Origin of the sequence: Azoarcus sp. CIB (assembly GCF_001190925.1) — a bacterium.
GTDB lineage: Bacteria > Pseudomonadota > Gammaproteobacteria > Burkholderiales > Rhodocyclaceae > Aromatoleum.
In genome coordinates this window covers 518,493-538,418 of sequence record NZ_CP011072.1, presented here as the reverse complement: position 1 = coordinate 538,418, position 19,926 = coordinate 518,493, and the positions used below count along the sequence as shown (strand labels likewise).

The following is a 19,926-nucleotide window of genomic DNA, read 5'->3' as shown; positions in this document are numbered from 1 at the left end:
AAAACCGGCACCAAGCCTCTCTTATTGGAGGTTCCATTCAGAATCCTACTGCCACCAATATCCACGCCGTAATCATGGTTACAAGCAGAGCAAGGCCGTAGCATGCAAATTTCATCGCCGTGCCCGCATGCACACCCAGGTCGTGCAGGCTGTGGAGGATGCGGTGCATGGCGTGCCACATGAACAGCGCGACCACGACGAACAGCAGACCCTTGCCTGCCCAATGCTGCGCGAAGGCCTGCATGTGCGCCCAGCTCATCGCGTCCGTGGGAAGGATGACGCCCAGCGGCACCGCGATCCCGGTGATGAACACGAGCACCGGGCCGAAGAGCGCGGCAAGCATGCCGCCGGCACCAAAAAGCCCCCAGAAGACGGGCGCGTTGGAGCGTCTGGTGATTGGTTTCATCGCGTCGCCCCCCACGCCGCGATCAACACGACGAGACTGCAGACCACCGTCGCTGCCACGCCGCAGGCCGTGATCACGCCCGGGGCGACGCGCTTGCCGCGGATGACGAGGGGCGGCATGGTCTTGGGCATGATGCGGAACCAGGTCCAGCAGTGGTACGCGAAGGCGGCCAGCAGCGCGACGTGGAATACGAGCGCCACGGGGCTGCGCAGCGCCTCCAGCCACCCGTTCCATGCCGCTTCGCCCTGCGCGAGCCGCAGCAGCCCGACCAGCAGCACGAGGGCATAGGCTGCGACGAAGAGTGCGGTCGCCTCATGCACCATGTATTCGACGAAGAAGGGATTGCGGCGCCACCAGCCGGCCATTGGGCGCACGTAGGGACGGCGCGGATCGGACGTGCTCATTTCGCGCCTCCCTTCGGGGTGATGAATCTCAGGAAATAGTCCCCTGCCGCGCGCGTCTTGTTCTGGTTGACCGCGTTGGCGGGATCGACGTGCTTCGGACACACCTCGGAGCAGTAGCCGACCGCGGTGCAGTTGAAGACCCCCGCTTCCGATCCGGCCACTTCCATGCGCGCTGCTGCGCCGCCGTCGCGCGAATCAGCGTTGTAGCGGTGCAGCAGGGCCATGATGCCCGGCCCCACGAAGTCCGGATTCAAACCGTACTGGGGACACGCGGCGTAGCACAGCAGGCAGTTGATGCAGGAACTGAACTGCTCGTACACATCGAGCTGGGCGGGCGTCTGCAGGTACTCGCCTTGCGCGAGGCTTCGCGCTTCCTTCGGGATGATGTAGGGCTTGATGCTTTCGAGCTTGGCGAGGAAATCGTCCATCCGGATCACGAGGTCGCGCTCGATCGGGAAGTGCGCGAGCGCCTCGACGCGCACGCTGCCGGCAGGAAAATCGCGCAGGAAGGTCTTGCACGCGAGGCGAGGCTCGCCATCTATCATCATCCCGCAGCTGCCGCAGATCGCCATGCGGCACGACCAGCGGAAGCTCAGCGTGCCGTCGAGCCAGTCCTTGATGTACTGCAGGCCCTGCAGCACCGACATGTCGTCGGTGAAGGGCACGTCGTAGCCTTGCAGGAAGGGCTGCTCGTCCTGCTCGGGGCGATAGCGCAGGACTTCGATGCGGATGCGCTTGCCGGTATCGCTCGTATCAGCCACGGTGCGCCTCCCCTGCCGGACCGGGCTGTGCGGCCCGCTCCTGTTCCGCCTTCTCGGCCTTCTCGCCGGCGGCGCCGTAGGCGCGCGTACCCGGCGCAGAGCGGGTGATCTTCACGTCGCCGTAGCCGATGCGCGGCGCGTCGGCGCCGGTGTGAAACGCCAGCGAATGCCTGAGGAAATTGACGTCGTCGCGCTCGCCATAGCCATCGAGACGCTGATGCGCGCCGCGCGACTCGCGGCGCTCGAGGGCGGACCACGCCATCGCCTGTGCGACTTCGAGCTGATAGCCGAGCTCGATCGCGAGCAGCCATTCGGTGTTCCACACGCTCGACGTGTCCTCGACCCTGACCTTGCGATAGCGCTCGCGCAGTTCGGCGAGCTTGTCACAGGTCGCCTGCATGCTGCGCGCCTCGCGGTAGATGCCGCACCCGTCCTCCATGCTCTGCGCCATCTCCTTGCGCAGAGTGGCGATGCGCTCTGTGCCGGATGTGTTGGTCACGAGGTCGAGCGCGCGCTGCTGCGACGCCGCGGCCTGTTTCAGCAGCACGTCTGCGGGACCGTGCGCCATCGACTGCGCGAAGGCGGCGGCCGCGACGCCGGCCGTCTTGCCGAACACGCACAGTTCCGCAAGCGAATTGGAGCCGAGGCGGTTGGCGCCGTGGATGCCCACGCTCGAACATTCGCCGGCCGCGTACAGGCCGGGCAGCGGCGCGGCACACCGCCCATCGACGAGGATGCCGCCCATCGTGTAATGCACCGCGGGCCGCACCGGGATCGGCGTCTGCGCCGGATCGACGCCGAGGAACTCCTCGGCGAGCTCGTAGATCTGCGGCAGGCGCTCGCGCAGTTTGGCTTCGCCGAGATGGCGCAGGTCGAGGTGCACGACCGGCCCGTGCGGGCCGTCTATCGTGCGGCCATTCTTCTGCTCGTACCAGAAGGCCTGACTCAGGCGGTCGCGGGGCCCCAGTTCCATCGCCTTGTTGCGCGGCGTCGGCTCGGCCGGCCCGAGGCCGTAGTCCTGCAGGTAGCGGTAGCCGTCCCGGTTCAGCAGGAAGCCGCCCTCGCCGCGACAGGCCTCGGTGAACAACAGGCCGGTGCCGGGCATGCAGGTGGGGTGGTACTGGACGAACTCCATGTCGCGCAGCGGCACGCCGTGGCGGTAGGCGAGCGCCATGCCGTCGCCGGTGACGATGCCGCCGTTGGTGTTCTCGCGGAACACGCGCCCGGCACCGCCGGTGGCGAGGATCACCGCATTGGCCTGGATCAGCGTGAAGCGGCGCGAGGCGATGTCGACGACCACGACGCCCTGCACGCGGCCGTCCTCGACGACCAGGTCGAGGCAGAAATGCTCGTCGAAGCGCCGGATCGACGGGTACTTGATCGAGGTCTGGAACAGGGTGTGCAACATGTGGAAGCCGGTCTTGTCGGCGGCGAACCACGTGCGTTCGATCTTCATGCCGCCGAAGGCGCGCACGTTGATATGGCCGTCGGCCTTGCGGCTCCACGGACAGCCCCAGTGCTCGAGCTGCACCATCTCCTCGGTGCAGCGCGCGACGAAGTCCTCGACCACGTCCTGCTCGCACAGCCAGTCGCCCCCGGCGACGGTGTCGTGGAAGTGGTGCTCTAGGCTGTCGTGAGCCTGCACGACGCCGGCCGATCCGCCCTCGGCCGCCACCGTGTGGCTGCGCATCGGGTAGACCTTGGAGACCAGCGCGATCTTCAGCGACGGGTCGGACTCGGCGACTGCGATCGCGGCCCGCAGGCCGGCTCCGCCTGCACCGACGATGGCGACGTCTGCCTTCCAGGCATCCATGACGCTTTCCCCCTTTCGGCGGGCCCGGCAATGCCGCGGGCTCCGGAAGACCGGCTCCTGCGACCGAAAGGAAATCGACCCGCCTTTCGGGCGCGGAAACCACAATATTCTTCTTATATACCAACGTCACCAATCGAACTATGACGTTGTTGCAATCCAGTGTAACTCCCACCCCACATGCCTACAATGCGGACATGGTCTCGAAACGCCCGACATGCGAGAAAATTCATCGGACGGCGATTCAGCGACGACGCGCACGCATCAACGTGCAGGTAAGATGGGCGACTTTCGCCCTGCCGGGCCCGCACACGCACGCTCCCGACACGCCATGGCCTTCCTCCATCCCCGCCTGACCGCCGCAGCCCCCCTCCTCTTCGTCCTGCTGTGGAGCACCGGCTTCATCGGGGCAAAATTCGGCCTGCCTTTCGCCCAGCCGCTGACCTTCCTGAGCACCCGCTACGTGCTGGTCATCACGCTGATGGGCGCACTGGCGTTCGCCATGCGCGCTCCGTGGCCGCGCGACTGGCGCCAGGTCATGCACATCGGGGTGGCCGGCCTGCTGGTGCAGGCGACCTATCTCGGCGGGGTGTTCATGTCGATCGACCGCGGCCTGCCCGCAGGGGTGTCCGCCCTGGTGGTCGGGATGCAGCCGCTGCTGACCGCCCTTGGGGCCGGCTGGCTGCTGGGCGAGCGGGTCACGCGACGCCAATGGGGCGGGCTCGTGCTGGGCTTCGTCGGCGTCACGCTGGTGGTGAGCAATAAAGTCGCGGTGGGCGTCTCGGCGGCGGAGCTGGGCTGGAAGCTTGCGCCGGCCCTTGCGGCGCTGGCCGGCATCACCGTCGGCACGCTGTACCAGAAGCGTTTCTGCCCGAGCTTCGACCTGCGCACCGGTTCGGTCGTGCAGTTCATCCCCAGTCTCATCGTCACCAGCCTCCTCGCGAGCGGAACCGAAACGATGCACGTCGACTGGAGCGGGCAATTCGTCTTCGCCCTGCTGTGGCTCGTGCTCGTGCTCTCGCTCGGCGCGATCAGCCTGCTCAACCTGCTGATCCGCAGCGGCAGCGCGGTGAACGTGGCCAGCCTGTTCTACCTGACGCCGCCGACGACGGCGCTGATGGCCTGGCTGCTGTTCGGCGAGACCCTCTCCGGCCTCGCGCTCGCCGGCATGGTCGTCGCCGTGCTGGGGGTATGGCTCGCACGCAAGGCCTGAGGCCTCCGACCCGCGCCACGTTTCTCGCGCATTCGCCTTCGGCCGCACGCCCCTGCGCCGCCTAGGTGATATCCACAATGCGGAAGTTCACACTGCACATGATCGCCCTCGGTCGAAATAATCGCGGCCACGCAGTAAATAACCGAGGAGATGGGTTTGGCCAAGAAACCGTTTTATACGTCGCTGTATTTCCAGGTGATCGTCGCCATCGTCATCGGCATCCTGCTCGGGCATTTCTATCCCGAGACGGGCGCCGCGATGAAGCCGCTGGGTGACGGCTTCATCAAACTGATCAAGATGATCATCGCTCCGATCATCTTCTGCACCGTCGTCGTCGGCATCGCCGGCATGGAGGACATGAAGAAGGTCGGCAAGACCGGCGGCCTCGCGCTGCTGTATTTCGAAGTCGTCAGCACGATCGCGCTGGTGATCGGCCTCGTGATCGTCAACGTCGTGCAGCCCGGGGCAGGCATGAACATCGACGTCTCGACGCTCGACACGAAGGCGATCGCTGCCTACACCGATCCGAGCAAGATGCAGTCGACGGTGCAATTCCTGCTCGCGATCATCCCCACCACGATCGTCGACGCCTTCGCGAAGGGCGAGATCCTGCAGGTGCTGCTGTTCGCGGTGATGTTCGGCTTCGCGCTGCACAAGTTCGGCGGCCGCGGCACGCTCGTGTTCGATTTCATCGAGAAGTTCTCCCACGTGCTGTTCGGCATCGTCGGCTACATCATGAAGGTTGCCCCGATCGGCGCGTTCGGCGCGATGGCCTTCACGATCGGCAAGCACGGTGTCGGCGCGCTGGCGCAACTCGGCATGCTGATGGGCACCTTCTACGCCACCTGCCTGGTCTTCATCTTCGGCGTGCTCGGCCTGATCGCCCGCATCCACGGCTTCTCGGTCGTTAAGCTGATCGTGTACATCAAGGAAGAGCTACTGATCGTGCTCGGCACCTCGTCGTCCGAGTCGGCGCTGCCGCGCATCATGGCGAAGATGGAAAACCTCGGCTGCAAGAAGTCGACGGTCGGCCTGGTGATCCCCACCGGCTACTCATTCAACCTCGACGGCACATCGATCTATCTCACGATGGCTGCAGTCTTCATCGCCCAGGCGACGAACACGCCCCTCGACCTGACTCAGCAGCTCACGCTGCTGGCGGTGCTGCTCCTGACCTCGAAGGGCGCGGCCGGCATCACCGGCAGCGGCTTCATCGTGCTCGCGGCGACATTGTCCGCCGTGGGCGGCGTGCCGGTGGCGGGCCTGGCGCTGATCCTCGGCATCGACCGCTTCATGTCGGAAGCGCGTGCGCTGACCAACCTGATCGGCAACAGCGTGGCGACCGTGGTCGTCGCGAAGTGGTGCAAGGACGTCGACATGAAGGTGCTCAACAGCCACCTCAACAACGAGACGATCGAGGAGGCCAACGACCCCGAAGCCGTACTCGACCTGCAGGACGCGCACATGGACGTGCGCCCGGCGGTCGCCCGGGTGGAAGAGGCGGCCGAGATGCCCCAGCGGGCAGTGCCCGCTCGCGCGTAAGCGCGCCGCCTTCGGCAGCAGGAAGCAAATCGGCCCGCCAGCATCTGCTGGCGGGCCGATTTTTTTGCCGCGCGGGGCTGGCGCCTGCCACCCCCGGTCTGCGTCAGCCGGGCAGCAACACGCCGGCGTTGCGGATCGCCTTCTGGTACTCCGCGGTCGATTCGTCGATCGTCTTCAGTGCATTGTCGAGTTCGTTGCGCTTCGCCTGGGCGTCGGCATCGGCGCGCAGCTTCGTGGCGCGGTCGAGCGTTCCCTTGAGCTGCGCCTCGCGGGCACTGCCGTTCGGCACCAGCATCGGGATCAGCATGCGGTAGGTCTCGTTGCGATCCTGCTCGTAACGGTATTCGTCGCCCTTGCTGTCGAACTGCAGCGTACGCACCAGCGTCTCGCCGCCGCGCAGGCGCTCGATCTGGACCTTGGTGCGCAGATAGGCGTGGTCGAGGATCGCACGGCCGCGGCGCGCGTTGTCGGCGACCTCGGCATCGGCGTCCGCCATCAGCTTGTCGACGAGCTTCACCTCGCTCCGCGCCTTGTCGTCGCTCTTTTCCTCCGCGATGCGCGCCAGCGCGTCGCGCAGCGCCTTGGTGGATTCCTTGCGCGCCGCGTACTCCTTCAGCTCGCGCGGGTCCGCCGCCGCCGCCGGTGCGGCAGGCTTGGCAGCCGCAGCCGCGGGCTTCACGAGCTCGGCGATGGACAGCTTGGCGCCGAGGTAGGCGTCTTCGAGCAGCAGGCGTGCATCGAGGAGCTTGCCCTCGGCCGCAGCGGCTTCGGCCTGCTTGATCTTCGCTTCGTTGTCCTGCACGACACGCGAATTGTCCACCTTGCGCTGCTCGCCAACACGCTTGAGCGCCTTGTTGAGCTCCCTGGTGCTTTCGAGCTTGCTCGCGAAGTCGCTTTTCATCCGCGCTTCCTCGGCGGCCACCACGCGGGCCGACTGCACGTCCGCGAACACGTCGGCCGTTCCGAGAAAGCCCGCGCCCGCGATCAGCGCGGCCCCGAGGGCGAATTTCGATCCGTTCTTCATGCATTTCCCCTTGTTTTGCGTATTCCGGTGCATAGCCTTCCCCGCTTCCAGCCTCCCGTGGCTTCAATCCGGAAACGGGACGGGACGGCCGCGCCGCCCATGACAGAAGTCTAGCGCATTAGCCATAGCGCAATCATGGGTTTGGTCAAATCGGCGGTACTTTCGGCCAATGCTCCCGACGGTGGAATATTGCGCGTACGAGTCGCGTTGACTACGTGCCGACAGACGAACGTCGCCTGACGGCGTAATCCCAACCAGGAGACGAAAATGAAACGACTCGCACTGACGGGCATCTGCGCGCTGGCCGCAAGCGGACTCATGAGCGCTGCGGCGATGGCCGCGGGGCCGCAGGACAAGATCCTCGAGTTCGATTCAATGGTGGGGGTGGCAGCGCCCTATACGGGCACCACCAATCCGATCCGTGGAGTCGGCGGTGGGGGCCGGCCATGGTCGATCAGCACGGCGGAAGGGGAACTCAGGTTCGACGGCAAGCTGGAGATCCGCGTCACCGGCCTCGTGCTCACCGAAACGGGCCTCAATCCGGCCGCCACCTTCCGCGCAATCGTCAGCTGCATGAGCAAGGATGCGGCGGGCAATCCGTCGACGATCAACGTGATGACCGCCCCCTTCCCCGCCACGCCGACAGGCGACTCCTACATCGAAACCAATGTCGGTCTGCCGGAACCGTGCATCGCGCCGATCATCTTCGTGACGAGTCCGACCGGGTCATGGTTCGCGGCGACGGGCATGTGAGCGTCGCCCGCCGCCGGAGAAGCGTCAGAAGCCGAGACTGAGCCCGGCCTGCAGCGCATAGGTGCGCACGTCGTCCTGCGCGACGCGGGTCGACAGCGCGAGGTTGCCGCTCAGCGTCGGCGAGAACTTCGCGCCGACGCCCACCACGGCCGTGCCCCACGTGCGTTCGGGGGCGAAGGCAGCGAGCGCGAAGCCGTTGGCCGGCAGGCTGGCGAGGTTCGCGCGCACCGTACGGTCGTCGTCCTCGAAGTCATGGTTGAGGGCGACGCGCGCGTACGGCAGGTAGCGCCCGAGGTCCCAGCTCGCCTGGTAGCCGATGCTGCCGAGCAGCGAATCGCGATCCTGGCTGCGGAAGGACATCGTCGTCGACGACTGCCCCTTCTCGGTGAAACCGTCGACCTCGACCTGCTGCAGATGCACGCCAAGCGTAGGGCCGTGGCGCAGCGCGCCCGCACTGAAGTCGTAGCCGGCGAGCACGCCCAGCGAGAGGTTGGAGCCGGAGGTGGAGCCCTTCATCGTGCGCTGCGCCGCGCCGAGGGTGACGTCGCGCCGGGTGTCGTAGTCGATGCTGCCGAAGGCGCCGACCGCCGTCGCATGCAAGGGCCCGCTACGATAGCCGGCATACAGTGCGACGGTCTGCTCGCGCTGTTCGTAGTCGCCGGCGTCGGCGGAGAAGTCCGCATCCAGCGTCGCCAGGCCGACCGCCGCGCCGACGCTGAGCGCAGGCGTGAGCCAAGCGTCGACGCCCACCGCGAGGTCGTAGGGATTGCCGCTGGCGCCGGGCGTCGCTTCGCTCGACGAGTATTTGAGGCGTCCGCCGCCGAGGCTGGCCCACAGGTTGCGGCCGCTTTGCCCGCGCGCCCAGGCCCCGAGCGCGAGTTGGTCCTGCACGGTGGAGAACAGGGCTTCGCGGGTGTAGAGCGGCGACTCGGCCAGCAGCGATACCGCACCCGGCGCGCGCAGCACGCCCAGTGCGTAGTCGGCGATCACACGATGGCCGGCGGTCGTCGGATGCACGCCATCGGCGAACAGGAAGCTCTGGTCGGCACCGGGCACAACAAAGTCGGCGGCCGTGCACAGCAAGGAGGGCGTTGCACCACATGCTGGCACCGTCGCGTTCGCGAAGCCGTAGCGGGCCGGATCGGCCCCTACTTCGCGCAACAGGGAAAAGGTGTCGAGCGGGATGACCTGGATCCGGGCTGCGGCCAGACCGCCATACAGCACCTGGTTATAGGCGCTCGACAGCGCTGTGATGCCAGCGGCATTGGCGGGACCGACGGAGGCGCCGAAAGGGGTTGCGCCGACGTCGGGCAGCGTCGACACGAGGATGTAACGCGCACCCGCGGCCTTTAGCGTGCCGATCGCCGCGACCTGATCGGATGCGGCCGTGACGATGTCGCCGAGCGGGTTGGTGGAGGTATCGAGCGCGAGGAACAGATCGTTGGCGCCGCCCCACACCGAGTACAGCGCACCCGGGTCGGCCCGGCCGCCGGTGGACGCGAGGTAGGTGGCGATCTGGCTCTGGATCGGCGTGGCGAAGCGGGTCGGATCGGCGTCGGGATATCCCGGCAGGGACGTCACGCGCGCGCCGCCCATCGCGTAGTTGGTGCCGCCGGCCACGGCCGGGGTGGCGTCGGTGCCGAGCGCGGCGGCGAGATTCTCGCTCCACACCGGGCCCGGATTGGTCGTGAAGCGGCCGGTGCCGGGCGGCACGAAGGCCGAAAAGCTGCCGGCATCGCTCAGACTGTCGCCAAAGAAATACGTGTTGCTGAAATCGGCAGCGGTCGCGCTCGCGCTGAATGCCGCCGCGACGGCGATGCCGAGCAGTGAGGGTCTGATCATTGGGGGTCTCCTGTTTGTTATCGCAATGCGGTGAATGGCAGCGGGGTGCGAGTATCGTACCGGCATCGGATGCGGTCAATCCGATCGTCATGTAAGGAATTGCACGACGAAGTCGGCGCAATGGAGAGTCGCGGCCATCCCGTAGAATGTGCGGATGAAGGAAATCTCCGCATCGCGCATCGTCGCCACCCGCATCCTGGGCCTCGACCCCGGGCTGCGCATCACGGGCTTCGGCGTCATCGACAAGCTCGGCAGCCAGCTGCGCTACGTCGCGAGCGGCTGCATCAGGACGCGCGACGGCGAGTTGCCCGGGCGACTGAAGACGCTGCTCGACGGCGTGCGCGAAGTCGTCGCGACCTATACCCCGGATCAGGCCGCGGTCGAGAAGGTGTTCGTGAACGTGAACCCGCAATCCACGCTGCTGCTCGGGCAGGCGCGCGGCGCGGTGATCTGCGGCGCCGTGGCGTGCGACCTGCCGGTGCACGAATACACGGCATTGCAGGTCAAGCAGGCGGTGGTCGGCTACGGCAAGGCGAACAAGGAGCAGGTGCAGCACATGGTGCAGCGCCTGCTCGCGCTCGACGGCAGCCCCGGCCCGGACGCGGCGGACGCGCTCGCGTGCGCGATCTGCCACGCACATGGCGGCGAGGGCTTCGCCGGCGTGCCCAGCGGGCGGCGGCGCGCGGGGCGCATCCTCGTCATGCCGGAGCAGCGCTGATGGGGCGCCTGTCCGGACAGCCTCAGACCTTGGGCAGGCGCCCCATCAGGTAGAACTCGTCGTTCGGCCGCATGCTGGAGAGGTTCGCGAGGCGGTTGCTCATCGCGAAGAAGGCGGCGATCGCGCCGATGTCCCAGATGTCGCCCTCGCTGAAGCCGTGTTCGCGCAGGACAGCGAAGTCGGCCTCGTCGACAGTTGCAGCGTCGAGGGCGACCGTCATCGCGAAATCCAGCATCGCGCGCTGGCGCGGCGTGATCTCCGCCTTGCGGTAGTTGGTCGCGACCTGGTCGGCGACGCGCGGGTTCTTCGCGCGGATGCGCAGGATCGCGCCGTGCGCGACGACGCAGTAGAGGCACTCGTTCGCGCCCGAGGTCGCAACGACGATCATCTCGCGCTCCGCCTTGGTCAGCCCCTCGTTCTTCTCCATCAGCGCGTCGTGGTAGGCGAAGAAGGCGCGGAACTCATCCGGACGGTGGGCGAGCGTGAGGAAGACGTTGGGCACGAAGCCCGCCTTCTCCTGCACCGCGAGGATCTTCTCGCGGATGTCGACGGGCAGATCCTTCAGTTCGGGGACCGGAAAACGGCTGATCGCTTGTTCGCTCACGTCATCTCTCCTCTCTCGATAAGTATCAGCATATTATTATTTTTTATGCCGCGATCAAATCTTCCTCGAGACCCGACCCTGCATCAGCTTCGCGGCCACCAGTCCGTTGACCAGGCCGAACACCGTCGCGGCGAGGGCGAAGACCGGCACGAGATAGAACACGCCGTCATGCGGCACGAGCCACAGTCGCGCGAGCACGAGCTGGCCGCCGATGTGCGCGAAGGCGGCAAACACGCTGAGGCTCACGGGACCGAACCAGCGTCGCGGCAGGTGCATCGCGAGACCGAGCGTGGCGAGGCTGGCGAGCGAGCCCGAGAGGCTGAGGAAGAAGCCCGGCGCGAACAGCTGGCCGAGCAGCAGGCTGCCGGCGAACACGCGCAGCAGCGCGACCCACACGGCGTCGCGCCAGCCCCAGCGCGCGAGCACGATCAGCGTGACGATGTTCGCCAGCCCCGGTTTCACGCCGGGAAGCGGCAAGGGAATCGCAGCCTCGGCGACGGTCAGCACGATCGCGGCAGCGGCCAGCCGCGCGATGCGCTGGTCGTCCGGGGTCGGCACGATCTCAATAGTTGAGGGAATCATAGTCCGCGGCACCGCCAGCGAGGCTCAGGGACACCTGATTGGGGGCGCAGATCGCCACCGCACCCGAGCGCGTGAGCCAGCCCTGACGCACGCAGTACTGGCGCGGACCGGGATCGGATGCGACGCGCGCGCGGCCCGGCTCGATCTCGATGCGCGTGACGCCCAGCGGGCCGGGCACTTCGACGACCTGCGCGCGCGCAAGCCCCACTTCGGCGAACACCTTGCCGCCGGCGCGCACGACCGCCTTGTCCGGCGCCCCGCCGCGCCACAGCGTCAGCGCCGACAGGACGCACAGCGCAAGCGCGCCGGCGAGCACCAGCCAGTCGCCCGGCCGCAGCAGGACGATCCATTCGGCCAGACGCGCTTTCACTGGTCCGCCGGCCGCGCCCCGTGGTCGACCTGGCGGCGGGCGGCCGAACGGTGGCGGACCAGTACGCGGACCGATCCGGCGAAATGCTGCCCCAGCTTCTCGGCAAGGTACACCGAACGGTGCTGACCGCCGGTGCAGCCGATCGCGACGGTGAGGTAGCTGCGGTTGTCGCGCGCATAGCTCGGCAGCCAGGTCGCGATGAAGCGGCGGATGTCCTCGTACATCTGGTCGACCTCCGGCAGGTTCTCGAGGAAGTCGATCACCGGCTGGTCCTTGCCGGTGAAGGGGCGCAGCAGCGGGTCGTAATGCGGGTTCGGCAGGCAGCGCACGTCGAACACGAGATCGGCGTCGAGCGGAATGCCGTACTTGAAGCCGAAGGACTGGAACATCAGCGTGAGCCCGGCCGTCGCCTCGATCTGCATGAAGTCCTTGATCCACGCGCGCAGCGTGTTGGCCTGCAGGTCGCTGGTGTCGATGCGGTGGCCGAGCGCGGCGATCGATTCGAGCGCGTCGCGCTCCTTCTGGATCGCCTCCTCGAGCGAGACCTCGTCGCTCGCCAACGGATGCCTGCGGCGTGTCTCGGAGAAGCGCGCGATCAGCGTGTCGTCGCGCGCTTCGAGGAAGATCACGCGCAGGTCGCCGACCGTCTTGCGCAGATGCTCGACCTTCTGCGGCAGCGCCTCGATGTTGACGCCGGAGCGCACATCGACGGCGACCGCGACGCGCTCGTAGCCCAATCGCCGCAGTTCGGCCGCGAGCTTGGCCAGCAGGCTCGCCGGGAGGTTGTCGACGGCGTAATAGCCGGCGTCTTCGAGCACCTTGAGCGCGACGCTCTTGCCCGAACCCGACAAGCCACTAATCAGAACGATCTGCATGACCCGAAACTCCGCGTGGAGCGTCGATTATCGCCAAAGCGAGGCTCCACGGCCAGCGCGGGACGATGACAACTATGACTAAAGTCGGATCAGGCGGCGACCAGCAGCTCGCCTTCGCGCCGGACGACCCCGGCCCGCGTGAGTTCGCCGACCAGCCAGTCCGCCAGCGCCTCGGGCGTCAGGCCGAGGAAACGCGCATTGGCCTCGCGGTACAGCGGCACGCTGGCGAGATGCTGCGGCAGCGCGTCGATCGCCATGCTGCGCACGTCGAGCAGCGAGAAGGTCATGCAGGCGCGGATCGCATTGCGCGCCATGCGCGAGCCGTCCTCCTCGAAGGCGCGCAGGCGGGCGAAGGCGCGCGCGAGCGCGTCGTCGAATTCGACGAAGGGTGCGCCGTGGCCGGGGATCACGATGTCCACCGGTAGGCGCGCGATCGATTCCAGTGTGCGCCGCGCGGCGCCGATGCCGTCGCCCAGGCCCAGCACCTCGGCGAACAGGATGCCGAAGCCGTCGCGCCACAACGCGTCGCCCGAGATCAGGATGCGTCGATCCAGGTTGTGGAACACCAGCGCATCCATGTCGTGGCCGGGCGCGGCGATCGCCCGCCATACGAGCTCGCCCATCTCCAGCGTGTCGCCGGGGTGCAGCGCGCGGTCGGCATGGAAGCGTTCACCCGACTGCGCCGCAGTGGTCAGCAGCAGCGCGTCCTCGTCCCAGGCGGCAACCGTCGGCAACATGCCCGCGGGCACCGTGATCGCGCAGCCGAAGGTGCGCTGCACCAAGGCATTCCCTCCGATGTGGTCGGAGTGCGAATGCGTGTTGACGAGATCCGAGAGCCGCCGCCCCGCCAGCACCTCGCGCAACAGCGCGACGGTCTGCGCGCCGTGGCTGACGTAGCCGCTATCGACGACCGTCGCGTCGCCGCCATCGAACAGCACGACGTTGTTGGCCGACAGCCAGCCGCGTTCGAGCACGCGGATCGTGTCGGGCAAGGTGGCTGCGACGCTCATTCGGAGCCTTCGCCGACCTGCGCGGCGACGTTGTCGGGTAGCGGCGCGGGCTTCGGCGGTTCGGCCGGGGCCGGCGGCACTGGCACACCGTTGATTTCCTCGGGCGTGCGCCCGCAACCGAGACACACGCCGGAGTCCCAGTCGATCATGCACACGCCGACGCACAGCGCCTCGCTCATGCGCCCTCCGTCGACGCAAGGCGTGGCGCGGTACCGGAGGCGGCGCGGCGCTGGGCGACGAGTTCGAGGACGCGCAGCTTGTCGGCGTCCTCGCTGCGGCTCCAGCGCGCGATCTCGTCGAGGCTGCGGAAACAGCCTTCGCACAGGCCGGTCGTCGCACTCATGCGACAGATGTTGATGCAGGGGGATGCGATGCTCATGTCGGGGTCGGGGGTGTTGTAGGTATCGGGTGCGGCTTGTTGTGGTATTTGGTCCGCCGCAGCCCGATCGAGTTCATTGTTGCAGCACGAAGTCAGCCCGAACAGGCCGCCTTCGCCCGCTTCGCGAGCACCGCACGGGCCACGCGCGAGGCCGGCTCGCGGCCGAGCACCCCGCTGATCCAAGCGGCGATGTCGACCAGGCGCTCCACATCGATGCCGGTGGCTATGCCCAGCCCGTTCAGCAGCCACACGACATCCTCGGTCGCGACGTTGCCCGACGCACCGGCCGCATACGGGCAGCCGCCCAGGCCGCCGACGGAGGCGTCGTACACCGACACGCCCATCTGCAGCGACGCGTAGATGTTCGCCGCGGCCATGCCGTAGGTGTCGTGATAATGGCCGGCGAGACGCTCGACCGGCACGCGCTTGATCACCGCTTCGAGCATGCGCGAGATGTTCGCGGGATTGCCGCTGCCGATCGTGTCGCCCAGCGACACTTCATAGCAACCCATCGCGATCAGCGTTTCGGCCACCTCGGCGACCTTCTCCGGCGCGACCGGCCCCTCGTAGGGGCAGCCCGCGACGCAGGACACGTAGCCACGCACTTTCACGCCCGCGGCGTGCGCCGCCTCGGTGACCGGGAGGAAGCGCTCCAGCGATTCGGCGATCGAGCAGTTGATGTTCTTCTGGCTGAAGGACTCGGACGCCGCGCCGAACACCGCGACTTCCTCGGCGCCGGCTGCGAGCGCCGCTTCAAAACCTTTGAGGTTCGGCGTCAGCACCGGGTAGGCGACGCCCGGCCGGCGGGCGATGCGCGCCATCACCTCGGCGTTGTCGCCCATCTGCGGCACCCATTTCGGCGACACGAAGGAGGTCGCCTCGATCGCGGTCAGGCCGGCGTCGGCGAGACGCGCGATGAGTTCGACCTTGGTTTCGGTCGACACGGTCTGCTTCTCGTTCTGCAGCCCGTCGCGCGGACCGACGTCGACGATGCGCACTTTTTGCGGCAGTTGCATGATCTTCTCCCGTCCTGAGCTTATGGCGCCGGAACCCAGGCTGCGGGGCGCTTCGACAGGAAGGCGTCCAGCCCCTCCTTCGCCTCGGGCGTCGCGCGCAGGCCGGCGATGCGTTGCGCGGTGTCCTCGACCACCTCGTCCGAAACCGGGCGGTTCGCGACCGCGCGGATCAGGTCCTTCGCCGCAGCCTGCGATTTCGGGCCGCCCTGCAGCAGCGCGAGGACGACTTCACTCACCTTCGCGTCCAGTTCGTCGGCTGCGACGACCTCGTGCGCGAGGCCGATCTCGCCGGCACGCTGCGCCGAGATGCGCTCGGCCGACTGGAAGTAGCGGTAGGACTGGCGCTCACCGATCGCGCGGATCACGTAGGGGCTGATCGCCGACGGGATGATGCCGAACTTGACTTCGGAGGTCGCGAACACGGCCTTGTCGGACGCGACACAGATGTCACACGCGGACGCGAGCCCCATGCCGCCGCCCAGCGCCGCGCCCTGCACGCGCGCGATCGTGGGTTTGCGCATTTCGGACAGCGTGCGCAGCATGCCGGCGAGCTTGCGTGCGTCGGCGAGATTCGCCTCGACGCTCGCCTCGCCCGCAGCCTTCATCCAGTTGAGGTCGGCGCCGGCCGAGAAGCTCTTGCCGCGCCCGGCGAGCACGACGACACGCACCGCGTCGTCGGCGTCGAGCTGGCGGCAGGCCGCCGTAATGTCGGCGATGAGTTGTGCGTTGAAGGCGTTATGGACGTCCGGACGGTTCATCCAGATTGTCGCGACACCCTGTTCGAGCGCGATTTCGAGGGTTTCGTATGTCAATCTTGTCTCCTGATTCAGTTTTCAAGGCGTGGGGCTCTGGCGGCCCCTTGCCGCGATAAAGAAGTCCTGCGGAACACGGCAGAGATCGAGAGGGAGGCTGCAGGGAGATGCCCGCCGCGACTGCTCCCGCAGGACCGTAAAACGATTGAGCGATCAGAGCGCCAGCGAACGGCCGATCACGAGACGCTGGATGTCGCTCGCGCCTTCGTAGATCTGGCACACCCGCACGTCGCGGTAGATGCGCTCGACCGGGAAGTCGCTGACGTAGCCGTAGCCGCCGTGGATCTGGATCGCGTCCGAGCACACCTTCTCGGCCATCTCGGAAGCGAAGAGCTTCGCCATCGAGGCTTCCTTAAGGCACGGCCGGCCGGCGTCCTTCAGCGTTGCGGCGTGCCACACGAGCTGGCGTGCGGCTTCGAGTTGCGTCGCCATGTCCGCGAGACGGAAGTTCACCGCCTGGTGCTCGAAAATCGGCTTGCCGAAAGTCTCGCGCTCGTGCGCGTACTTCACCGCCGCTTCCAGCGCCGCGCGCGCCATGCCCAGGCACTGCGCAGCGATGCCGATGCGGCCCGCTTCGAGGTTGGACAGCGCGATCTTGTAGCCTTCGCCTTCGGCGCCGAGCAGCGCGTCGGCCGGCACGCGGCAGTTCTCGAAGAGAATCTGCGCGGTGTCGGAGGCCTTCTGGCCCATCTTCTCCTCGATGCGCGCGACGATGTAGCCCGGCGTGTTCGTCGGCACGAGGAAGCACGAGATGCCCTTCTTGCCGGCCGTCTTGTCGGTCACCGCGAACACGATCGCGACGTCGGCCTCGCGGCCGGTCGTGATGAACTGCTTCACGCCGTTGATGACCCAGGCGTCACCATCACGAACAGCGGTGGTCTTCAGTGCCGACGCGTCCGAGCCCACGTGCGGCTCGGTCAGGCAGAAGCAGCCCAGCTTCTCGCCGCGCGCGAGCGGCTTCAGCCACTCTTCCTTCTGCGCATCCGAGCCGTAGCGGTTCGGGATGCCGCAGGCGAGCGAGTTCTGCACACTGACGATGGTCGAGGTCGCGCCGTCGCCGGCGGCGATCTCTTCCAGCGCGAGTACGAGACTCACGTAGTCCATGCCCGCGCCGCCCCACTGCTCGGGCACGACCATGCCCAGCGCGCCGAGCTCGGCGAGTTCCTTGAGCGCCGCGCGCGGGAAGGTGTGGTTGCGGTCCCATTCGGCGGCGAAGGGGGCCAGGCGCTCCTGCGCGAAGGCGCGCAGGGAGTCACGGATCATTTCCTGTTCTTGCGTGAGGATCATTTATGCGAGCTCCACCGCAACCGCCGTCGCTTCGCCGCCGCCGATACACAGGCTGGCGACGCCGCGCTTCTTGCCGTACTTCTTCAGCGCGCCGAGCAGCGTGACGAGGATGCGCGCGCCCGAAGCGCCGATCGGATGCCCCAGCGCGCAGGCGCCGCCATGCACGTTCACCTTGTCGTGCGGCAGGTCGAGCTCCTTCATCGCCGCCATCGTGACGACCGCAAAGGCTTCGTTGATCTCCCACAGGTCGACCTGATCCTTCGTCCAGCCGGCCTTGGCCAGCACTTTCTGCATCGCGCCGACCGGGGCGGTCGTGAACCACGCCGGTTCCTGCGCGTGCGTCGCATGGCCGACGATGGTCGCGAGCGGCTTCAGGCCCAGCTTGTCGGCGGTCGAGCGGCGCATCATCACCAGTGCCGCGGCACCGTCCGAGATCGAGCTGGAGTTCGCGGCGGTGACCGTGCCGTCCTTGCTGAATGCGGGCTTCAGGCCGGCGATCTTGTCGATCTGCGCCTTCGGCGGCTGCTCGTCCTTGTCGACGACGACGTCACCCTTGCGGCCCGACACCGTCACCGGCGCGACTTCCCACGCGAAGCTGCCGTCCTTGATCGCTGCCTGCGCACGCGTCGTCGAGGCGATCGCGAACTCGTCCTGGGCGGCGCGCGTGAAGCTGAAGTGGCTCGCACAATCCTCGGCGAAGGTGCCCATCAGGCGGCCCTTGGTTTCTTTCTTGTAGCTGTCCTCGAGGCCGTCGTAGAACATGTGGTCGACGAGCTGGCCGTGGCCGAGGCGGTAGCCGCTGCGTGCCTTCGGCAACATGTAGGGGGCGTTCGACATCGACTCCATGCCGCCCGCGACCATCACGTCGTTGGTGCCAGCCACGAGCAGGTCGTGCGCGAGCATCGTCGCCTTCATGCCCGAACCGCACACCTTGCTCACCGTCGTGCAGCCGGCCGACAGCGGCAGGCCGGCGCCGAGCGCGGCCTGACGGGCCGGCGCCTGGGCCGACGCCGGCCGGCAGCACGCAGCCCATCAGCACTTCCTGCACCTGCTCGGCAGCGATCCCGGCGCGCTCGACAGCGGCCTTGATCGCGACAGCGCCCAGCTGCGGGCCGGTCAGGCCGGACAGTTCGCCCTGGAAGCCGCCCAGCGGCGTGCGGGCGGCGGAAACGATAACGACGGGATCGCTCATGCTTCTCTCCTTGATAAAGCGTCTTGGTTTTCCGGCTCTCAGGCCAGTGATTCGAGCGCCGCGACATAGCGCGGCATCAGGTCTTCCGGACGGCGCACGTTGAGCCCCAGGTCGCGCACCAGTCCGTCCTTCAATCCATAGATCCATGCATGCACCGTCAGCGGCTGGCCGCGGCGCCATGCGTCCTGCACCACCACCGTCTGACATACGTTCACGACCTGCTCCAGCGCGTTCAGCTCGCACAGGCGGTCGTGGGCGAGTTCGGGCGCAAGCGCGTCGACGGACTTCTGGTGCTTCACATGCACGTCTTGCACATGGCGCAGCCACAAGTCGACCAGCCCGATGCGCTCGCTCATCAGGGCCGATTTCACACCGCCACAGCCGTAGTGGCCGACGACCATGATGTGCTTGACCTTCAGCACGTCGACGGCGAACTGGATCACCGACAGGCAGTTGAGGTCGGTATGCACGACGACGTTCGCGACGTTGCGATGCACGAAGACCTCGCCCGGCAGCAGGCCGATGATCTGGTTCGCCGGCACGCGCGAGTCCGAGCAGCCGATCCACAGGTACTCGGGCGACTGCAGCTTGGACAGCTTCTCGAAGAACTCCGCATCCACCTGGCGCATCTGCTGCGCCCAGGCGCGGTTGTAGTCGAACAGGTGGAACAGGTTCTCGTTCGCGACCTCTTCCTCGGACCAGTTCTCAAGGTCCAGCGAAAGCAGGATCGCGCCCTCGACCGGCGTCGGGTAGTAGGCCGGCGCTTCCGTGAAGCCCATCTCGCGGTACAGCTTCAGCGCGATGCGCATCGCCGGCATGGTGTCGAGCATGATGCGGCGGTAGCCGAGGTCCTTCGCGCTGCGGATCGCCGCGAGCACGAGATCACGGCCGATGCCCAGCCCACGGTGTGCGGGCTCGACGTACAGGCGCTTCATCTCGCACATGCCGCCGGTAGTCGGACGCAGGCCCACGCAGCCGGCCGGCTGACCGTCCTTCTCGGCATAGAACAGACGCCCCTCGGGCGCCGCATAGGCTCCGGGCAGCGCGGCCATCTCGTCGCCGAAGCCCTGGAAGCACAGGTCCACACCCAGCCACGCCGCGTAATTGCGGAAGAACTGGCGTACGTGATCCAGTTCGACGGTGTCGTCAGCACTCAATATACGAAGCTTCGCTGCCATCCTCACTCCCAGGAACAGTCGCAGACGGAAGCCGTTTCCGGCTCGCGCGGGATTATCGTTGCACGACGGAGCCATGCCCCGTCACCAACCCGCCATGCTGCCACAGTCCGGGCCGGCCCCGCGCCACACGGGCGGCGCTTTTCTGCAG

General features: G+C 67.2%; 21 protein-coding genes and 1 pseudogene. 4 read left to right on the top strand and 18 right to left on the bottom strand.

The genetic code is table 11. The annotated features are described in order from the left end of the window. Nucleotides 1–37 precede the first annotated feature (37 nt). From frdD to frdA, 4 genes are read right to left on the bottom strand one after another with little or no spacing between them, the layout of a single operon-like run. The gene (gene frdD, locus AzCIB_RS02215; protein WP_050418164.1) at nucleotides 38–406 is read right to left on the bottom strand and encodes a fumarate reductase subunit FrdD; all 369 of its coding nucleotides are present in this window, start codon (nucleotides 404–406) and stop codon (nucleotides 38–40) included. After that, on the bottom strand, nucleotides 403–810 hold the full coding sequence (locus tag AzCIB_RS02210; protein ID WP_050414395.1) for a fumarate reductase subunit C: 408 nt from the start codon (nucleotides 808–810) through the stop codon (nucleotides 403–405). Before AzCIB_RS02210 ends, frdD begins: the two co-directional genes overlap by 4 nt. Beyond that, complete coding sequence (locus tag AzCIB_RS02205; RefSeq protein ID WP_050414394.1) at nucleotides 807–1,571, bottom strand: succinate dehydrogenase/fumarate reductase iron-sulfur subunit; 765 nt, start codon at nucleotides 1,569–1,571, stop codon at nucleotides 807–809. Before AzCIB_RS02205 ends, AzCIB_RS02210 begins: the two co-directional genes overlap by 4 nt. Next, nucleotides 1,564–3,384 (bottom strand): fumarate reductase (quinol) flavoprotein subunit, encoded by a 1,821-nt coding sequence (gene frdA / locus AzCIB_RS02200; RefSeq protein WP_050414393.1) that lies wholly within the window; start codon nucleotides 3,382–3,384, stop codon nucleotides 1,564–1,566. The genes AzCIB_RS02205 and frdA overlap by 8 nt, the downstream gene beginning before the upstream one ends. A gap of 328 nt (nucleotides 3,385–3,712) precedes the next feature. On the opposite strand from frdA, the gene AzCIB_RS02195 reads away from it, so the two are divergent. After that, a complete protein-coding gene (locus tag AzCIB_RS02195; protein WP_050414392.1) occupies nucleotides 3,713–4,594 on the top strand; it encodes a DMT family transporter in 882 nt (293 codons plus the stop codon). A gap of 156 nt (nucleotides 4,595–4,750) precedes the next feature. Further along, nucleotides 4,751–6,136, top strand: coding sequence for a dicarboxylate/amino acid:cation symporter (locus AzCIB_RS02190; protein WP_232299334.1), 1,386 nt, complete (start codon nucleotides 4,751–4,753; stop codon nucleotides 6,134–6,136). Between the two features lie 103 nt (nucleotides 6,137–6,239). Here the strand turns inward: AzCIB_RS02190 and AzCIB_RS02185 are convergent, their stop codons facing one another. After that, nucleotides 6,240–7,160 carry a hypothetical protein gene (locus AzCIB_RS02185; protein WP_050414390.1) on the bottom strand — a complete coding sequence of 307 codons (921 nt, stop codon included), beginning with the start codon at nucleotides 7,158–7,160 and terminating at the stop codon, nucleotides 6,240–6,242. Nucleotides 7,161–7,427: 267 nt separating this feature from the next. On the opposite strand from AzCIB_RS02185, the gene AzCIB_RS02180 reads away from it, so the two are divergent. Then, the gene (locus AzCIB_RS02180; RefSeq protein WP_050414389.1) at nucleotides 7,428–7,913 is read left to right on the top strand and encodes a hypothetical protein; all 486 of its coding nucleotides are present in this window, start codon (nucleotides 7,428–7,430) and stop codon (nucleotides 7,911–7,913) included. 24 nt (nucleotides 7,914–7,937) lie between these two features. Here AzCIB_RS02180 and AzCIB_RS02175 read toward each other — a convergent pair whose 3' ends face one another. Next, nucleotides 7,938–9,755: an autotransporter domain-containing esterase gene (locus AzCIB_RS02175; protein WP_050414388.1), complete on the bottom strand. Its 1,818-nt coding sequence runs from the start codon at nucleotides 9,753–9,755 to the stop codon at nucleotides 7,938–7,940. Nucleotides 9,756–9,909: 154 nt separating this feature from the next. Between AzCIB_RS02175 and ruvC the strand changes: the two genes are divergently transcribed. Then, nucleotides 9,910–10,473, top strand: a complete 564-nt coding sequence (ruvC, locus tag AzCIB_RS02170; protein ID WP_050414387.1) for a crossover junction endodeoxyribonuclease RuvC — start codon at nucleotides 9,910–9,912, stop codon at nucleotides 10,471–10,473. Between the two features lie 22 nt (nucleotides 10,474–10,495). Here the strand turns inward: ruvC and AzCIB_RS02165 are convergent, their stop codons facing one another. From AzCIB_RS02165 to can, 12 genes and pseudogenes are all read right to left on the bottom strand, one after another. Beyond that, on the bottom strand, nucleotides 10,496–11,077 hold the full coding sequence (locus AzCIB_RS02165; protein ID WP_050414386.1) for a peroxidase-related enzyme: 582 nt from the start codon (nucleotides 11,075–11,077) through the stop codon (nucleotides 10,496–10,498). 54 nt (nucleotides 11,078–11,131) lie between these two features. Then, a complete protein-coding gene (locus tag AzCIB_RS02160) occupies nucleotides 11,132–11,659 on the bottom strand; it encodes a Gx transporter family protein (RefSeq protein ID WP_198149603.1) in 528 nt (175 codons plus the stop codon). After that, nucleotides 11,640–12,029 carry a NusG domain II-containing protein gene (locus AzCIB_RS02155; RefSeq protein ID WP_050414385.1) on the bottom strand — a complete coding sequence of 130 codons (390 nt, stop codon included), beginning with the start codon at nucleotides 12,027–12,029 and terminating at the stop codon, nucleotides 11,640–11,642. The genes AzCIB_RS02160 and AzCIB_RS02155 overlap by 20 nt, the downstream gene beginning before the upstream one ends. Continuing rightward, nucleotides 12,026–12,904: an RNase adapter RapZ gene (gene rapZ / locus AzCIB_RS02150; RefSeq protein WP_050414384.1), complete on the bottom strand. Its 879-nt coding sequence runs from the start codon at nucleotides 12,902–12,904 to the stop codon at nucleotides 12,026–12,028. Before rapZ ends, AzCIB_RS02155 begins: the two co-directional genes overlap by 4 nt. 89 nt (nucleotides 12,905–12,993) lie before the next feature. Further along, nucleotides 12,994–13,914, bottom strand: a complete 921-nt coding sequence (locus AzCIB_RS02145; protein ID WP_050414383.1) for an MBL fold metallo-hydrolase — start codon at nucleotides 13,912–13,914, stop codon at nucleotides 12,994–12,996. Further along, nucleotides 13,911–14,093: a DUF1289 domain-containing protein gene (locus tag AzCIB_RS02140; protein ID WP_050414382.1), complete on the bottom strand. Its 183-nt coding sequence runs from the start codon at nucleotides 14,091–14,093 to the stop codon at nucleotides 13,911–13,913. Before AzCIB_RS02140 ends, AzCIB_RS02145 begins: the two co-directional genes overlap by 4 nt. Continuing rightward, a complete protein-coding gene (locus AzCIB_RS02135; RefSeq protein WP_050414381.1) occupies nucleotides 14,090–14,293 on the bottom strand; it encodes a DUF1289 domain-containing protein in 204 nt (67 codons plus the stop codon). The genes AzCIB_RS02140 and AzCIB_RS02135 overlap by 4 nt, the downstream gene beginning before the upstream one ends. Nucleotides 14,294–14,385: 92 nt before the next feature. Further along, nucleotides 14,386–15,309, bottom strand: a complete 924-nt coding sequence (locus AzCIB_RS02130; RefSeq protein ID WP_050414380.1) for a hydroxymethylglutaryl-CoA lyase — start codon at nucleotides 15,307–15,309, stop codon at nucleotides 14,386–14,388. A gap of 20 nt (nucleotides 15,310–15,329) precedes the next feature. Next, complete coding sequence (locus AzCIB_RS02125; RefSeq protein ID WP_050414379.1) at nucleotides 15,330–16,121, bottom strand: enoyl-CoA hydratase/isomerase family protein; 792 nt, start codon at nucleotides 16,119–16,121, stop codon at nucleotides 15,330–15,332. Nucleotides 16,122–16,274: 153 nt separating this feature from the next. After that, nucleotides 16,275–17,408, bottom strand: coding sequence for an acyl-CoA dehydrogenase (locus AzCIB_RS02120; RefSeq protein WP_050414378.1), 1,134 nt, complete (start codon nucleotides 17,406–17,408; stop codon nucleotides 16,275–16,277). Further along, nucleotides 17,409–18,600: pseudogene (locus AzCIB_RS02115) on the bottom strand (acetyl-CoA C-acetyltransferase). Nucleotides 18,601–18,638: 38 nt separating this feature from the next. Next, nucleotides 18,639–19,778, bottom strand: coding sequence for a carbonate dehydratase (can, locus tag AzCIB_RS02110; RefSeq protein ID WP_050414377.1), 1,140 nt, complete (start codon nucleotides 19,776–19,778; stop codon nucleotides 18,639–18,641). Between the last annotated feature and the right edge of the window lie 148 nt (nucleotides 19,779–19,926).

Excerpts from the sequence above, each read along its gene's own strand:
- frdD (WP_050418164.1), bottom strand. The coding sequence starts at position 406 with ATGAAACCAATCACCAGACGCTCCAACGCGCCCGTCTTCTGGGGGCTT.
- frdA (WP_050414393.1), bottom strand. The coding sequence starts at position 3,384 with ATGGATGCCTGGAAGGCAGACGTCGCCATCGTCGGTGCAGGCGGAGCC.
- AzCIB_RS02145 (WP_050414383.1), bottom strand. The coding sequence starts at position 13,914 with ATGAGCGTCGCAGCCACCTTGCCCGACACGATCCGCGTGCTCGAACGC.
- ruvC (WP_050414387.1), top strand. The coding sequence starts at position 9,910 with ATGAAGGAAATCTCCGCATCGCGCATCGTCGCCACCCGCATCCTGGGC.
- can (WP_050414377.1), bottom strand. The coding sequence starts at position 19,778 with ATGGCAGCGAAGCTTCGTATATTGAGTGCTGACGACACCGTCGAACTG.
- AzCIB_RS02195 (WP_050414392.1), top strand. The coding sequence starts at position 3,713 with ATGGCCTTCCTCCATCCCCGCCTGACCGCCGCAGCCCCCCTCCTCTTC.
- AzCIB_RS02185 (WP_050414390.1), bottom strand. The coding sequence starts at position 7,160 with ATGAAGAACGGATCGAAATTCGCCCTCGGGGCCGCGCTGATCGCGGGC.
- AzCIB_RS02180 (WP_050414389.1), top strand. The coding sequence starts at position 7,428 with ATGAAACGACTCGCACTGACGGGCATCTGCGCGCTGGCCGCAAGCGGA.
- AzCIB_RS02210 (WP_050414395.1), bottom strand. The coding sequence starts at position 810 with ATGAGCACGTCCGATCCGCGCCGTCCCTACGTGCGCCCAATGGCCGGC.
- AzCIB_RS02140 (WP_050414382.1), bottom strand. The coding sequence starts at position 14,093 with ATGAGCGAGGCGCTGTGCGTCGGCGTGTGCATGATCGACTGGGACTCC.
- AzCIB_RS02160 (WP_198149603.1), bottom strand. The coding sequence starts at position 11,659 with ATGATTCCCTCAACTATTGAGATCGTGCCGACCCCGGACGACCAGCGC.
- rapZ (WP_050414384.1), bottom strand. The coding sequence starts at position 12,904 with ATGCAGATCGTTCTGATTAGTGGCTTGTCGGGTTCGGGCAAGAGCGTC.
- AzCIB_RS02135 (WP_050414381.1), bottom strand. The coding sequence starts at position 14,293 with ATGAGCATCGCATCCCCCTGCATCAACATCTGTCGCATGAGTGCGACG.
- AzCIB_RS02120 (WP_050414378.1), bottom strand. The coding sequence starts at position 17,408 with ATGATCCTCACGCAAGAACAGGAAATGATCCGTGACTCCCTGCGCGCC.
- AzCIB_RS02130 (WP_050414380.1), bottom strand. The coding sequence starts at position 15,309 with ATGCAACTGCCGCAAAAAGTGCGCATCGTCGACGTCGGTCCGCGCGAC.
- AzCIB_RS02175 (WP_050414388.1), bottom strand. The coding sequence starts at position 9,755 with ATGATCAGACCCTCACTGCTCGGCATCGCCGTCGCGGCGGCATTCAGC.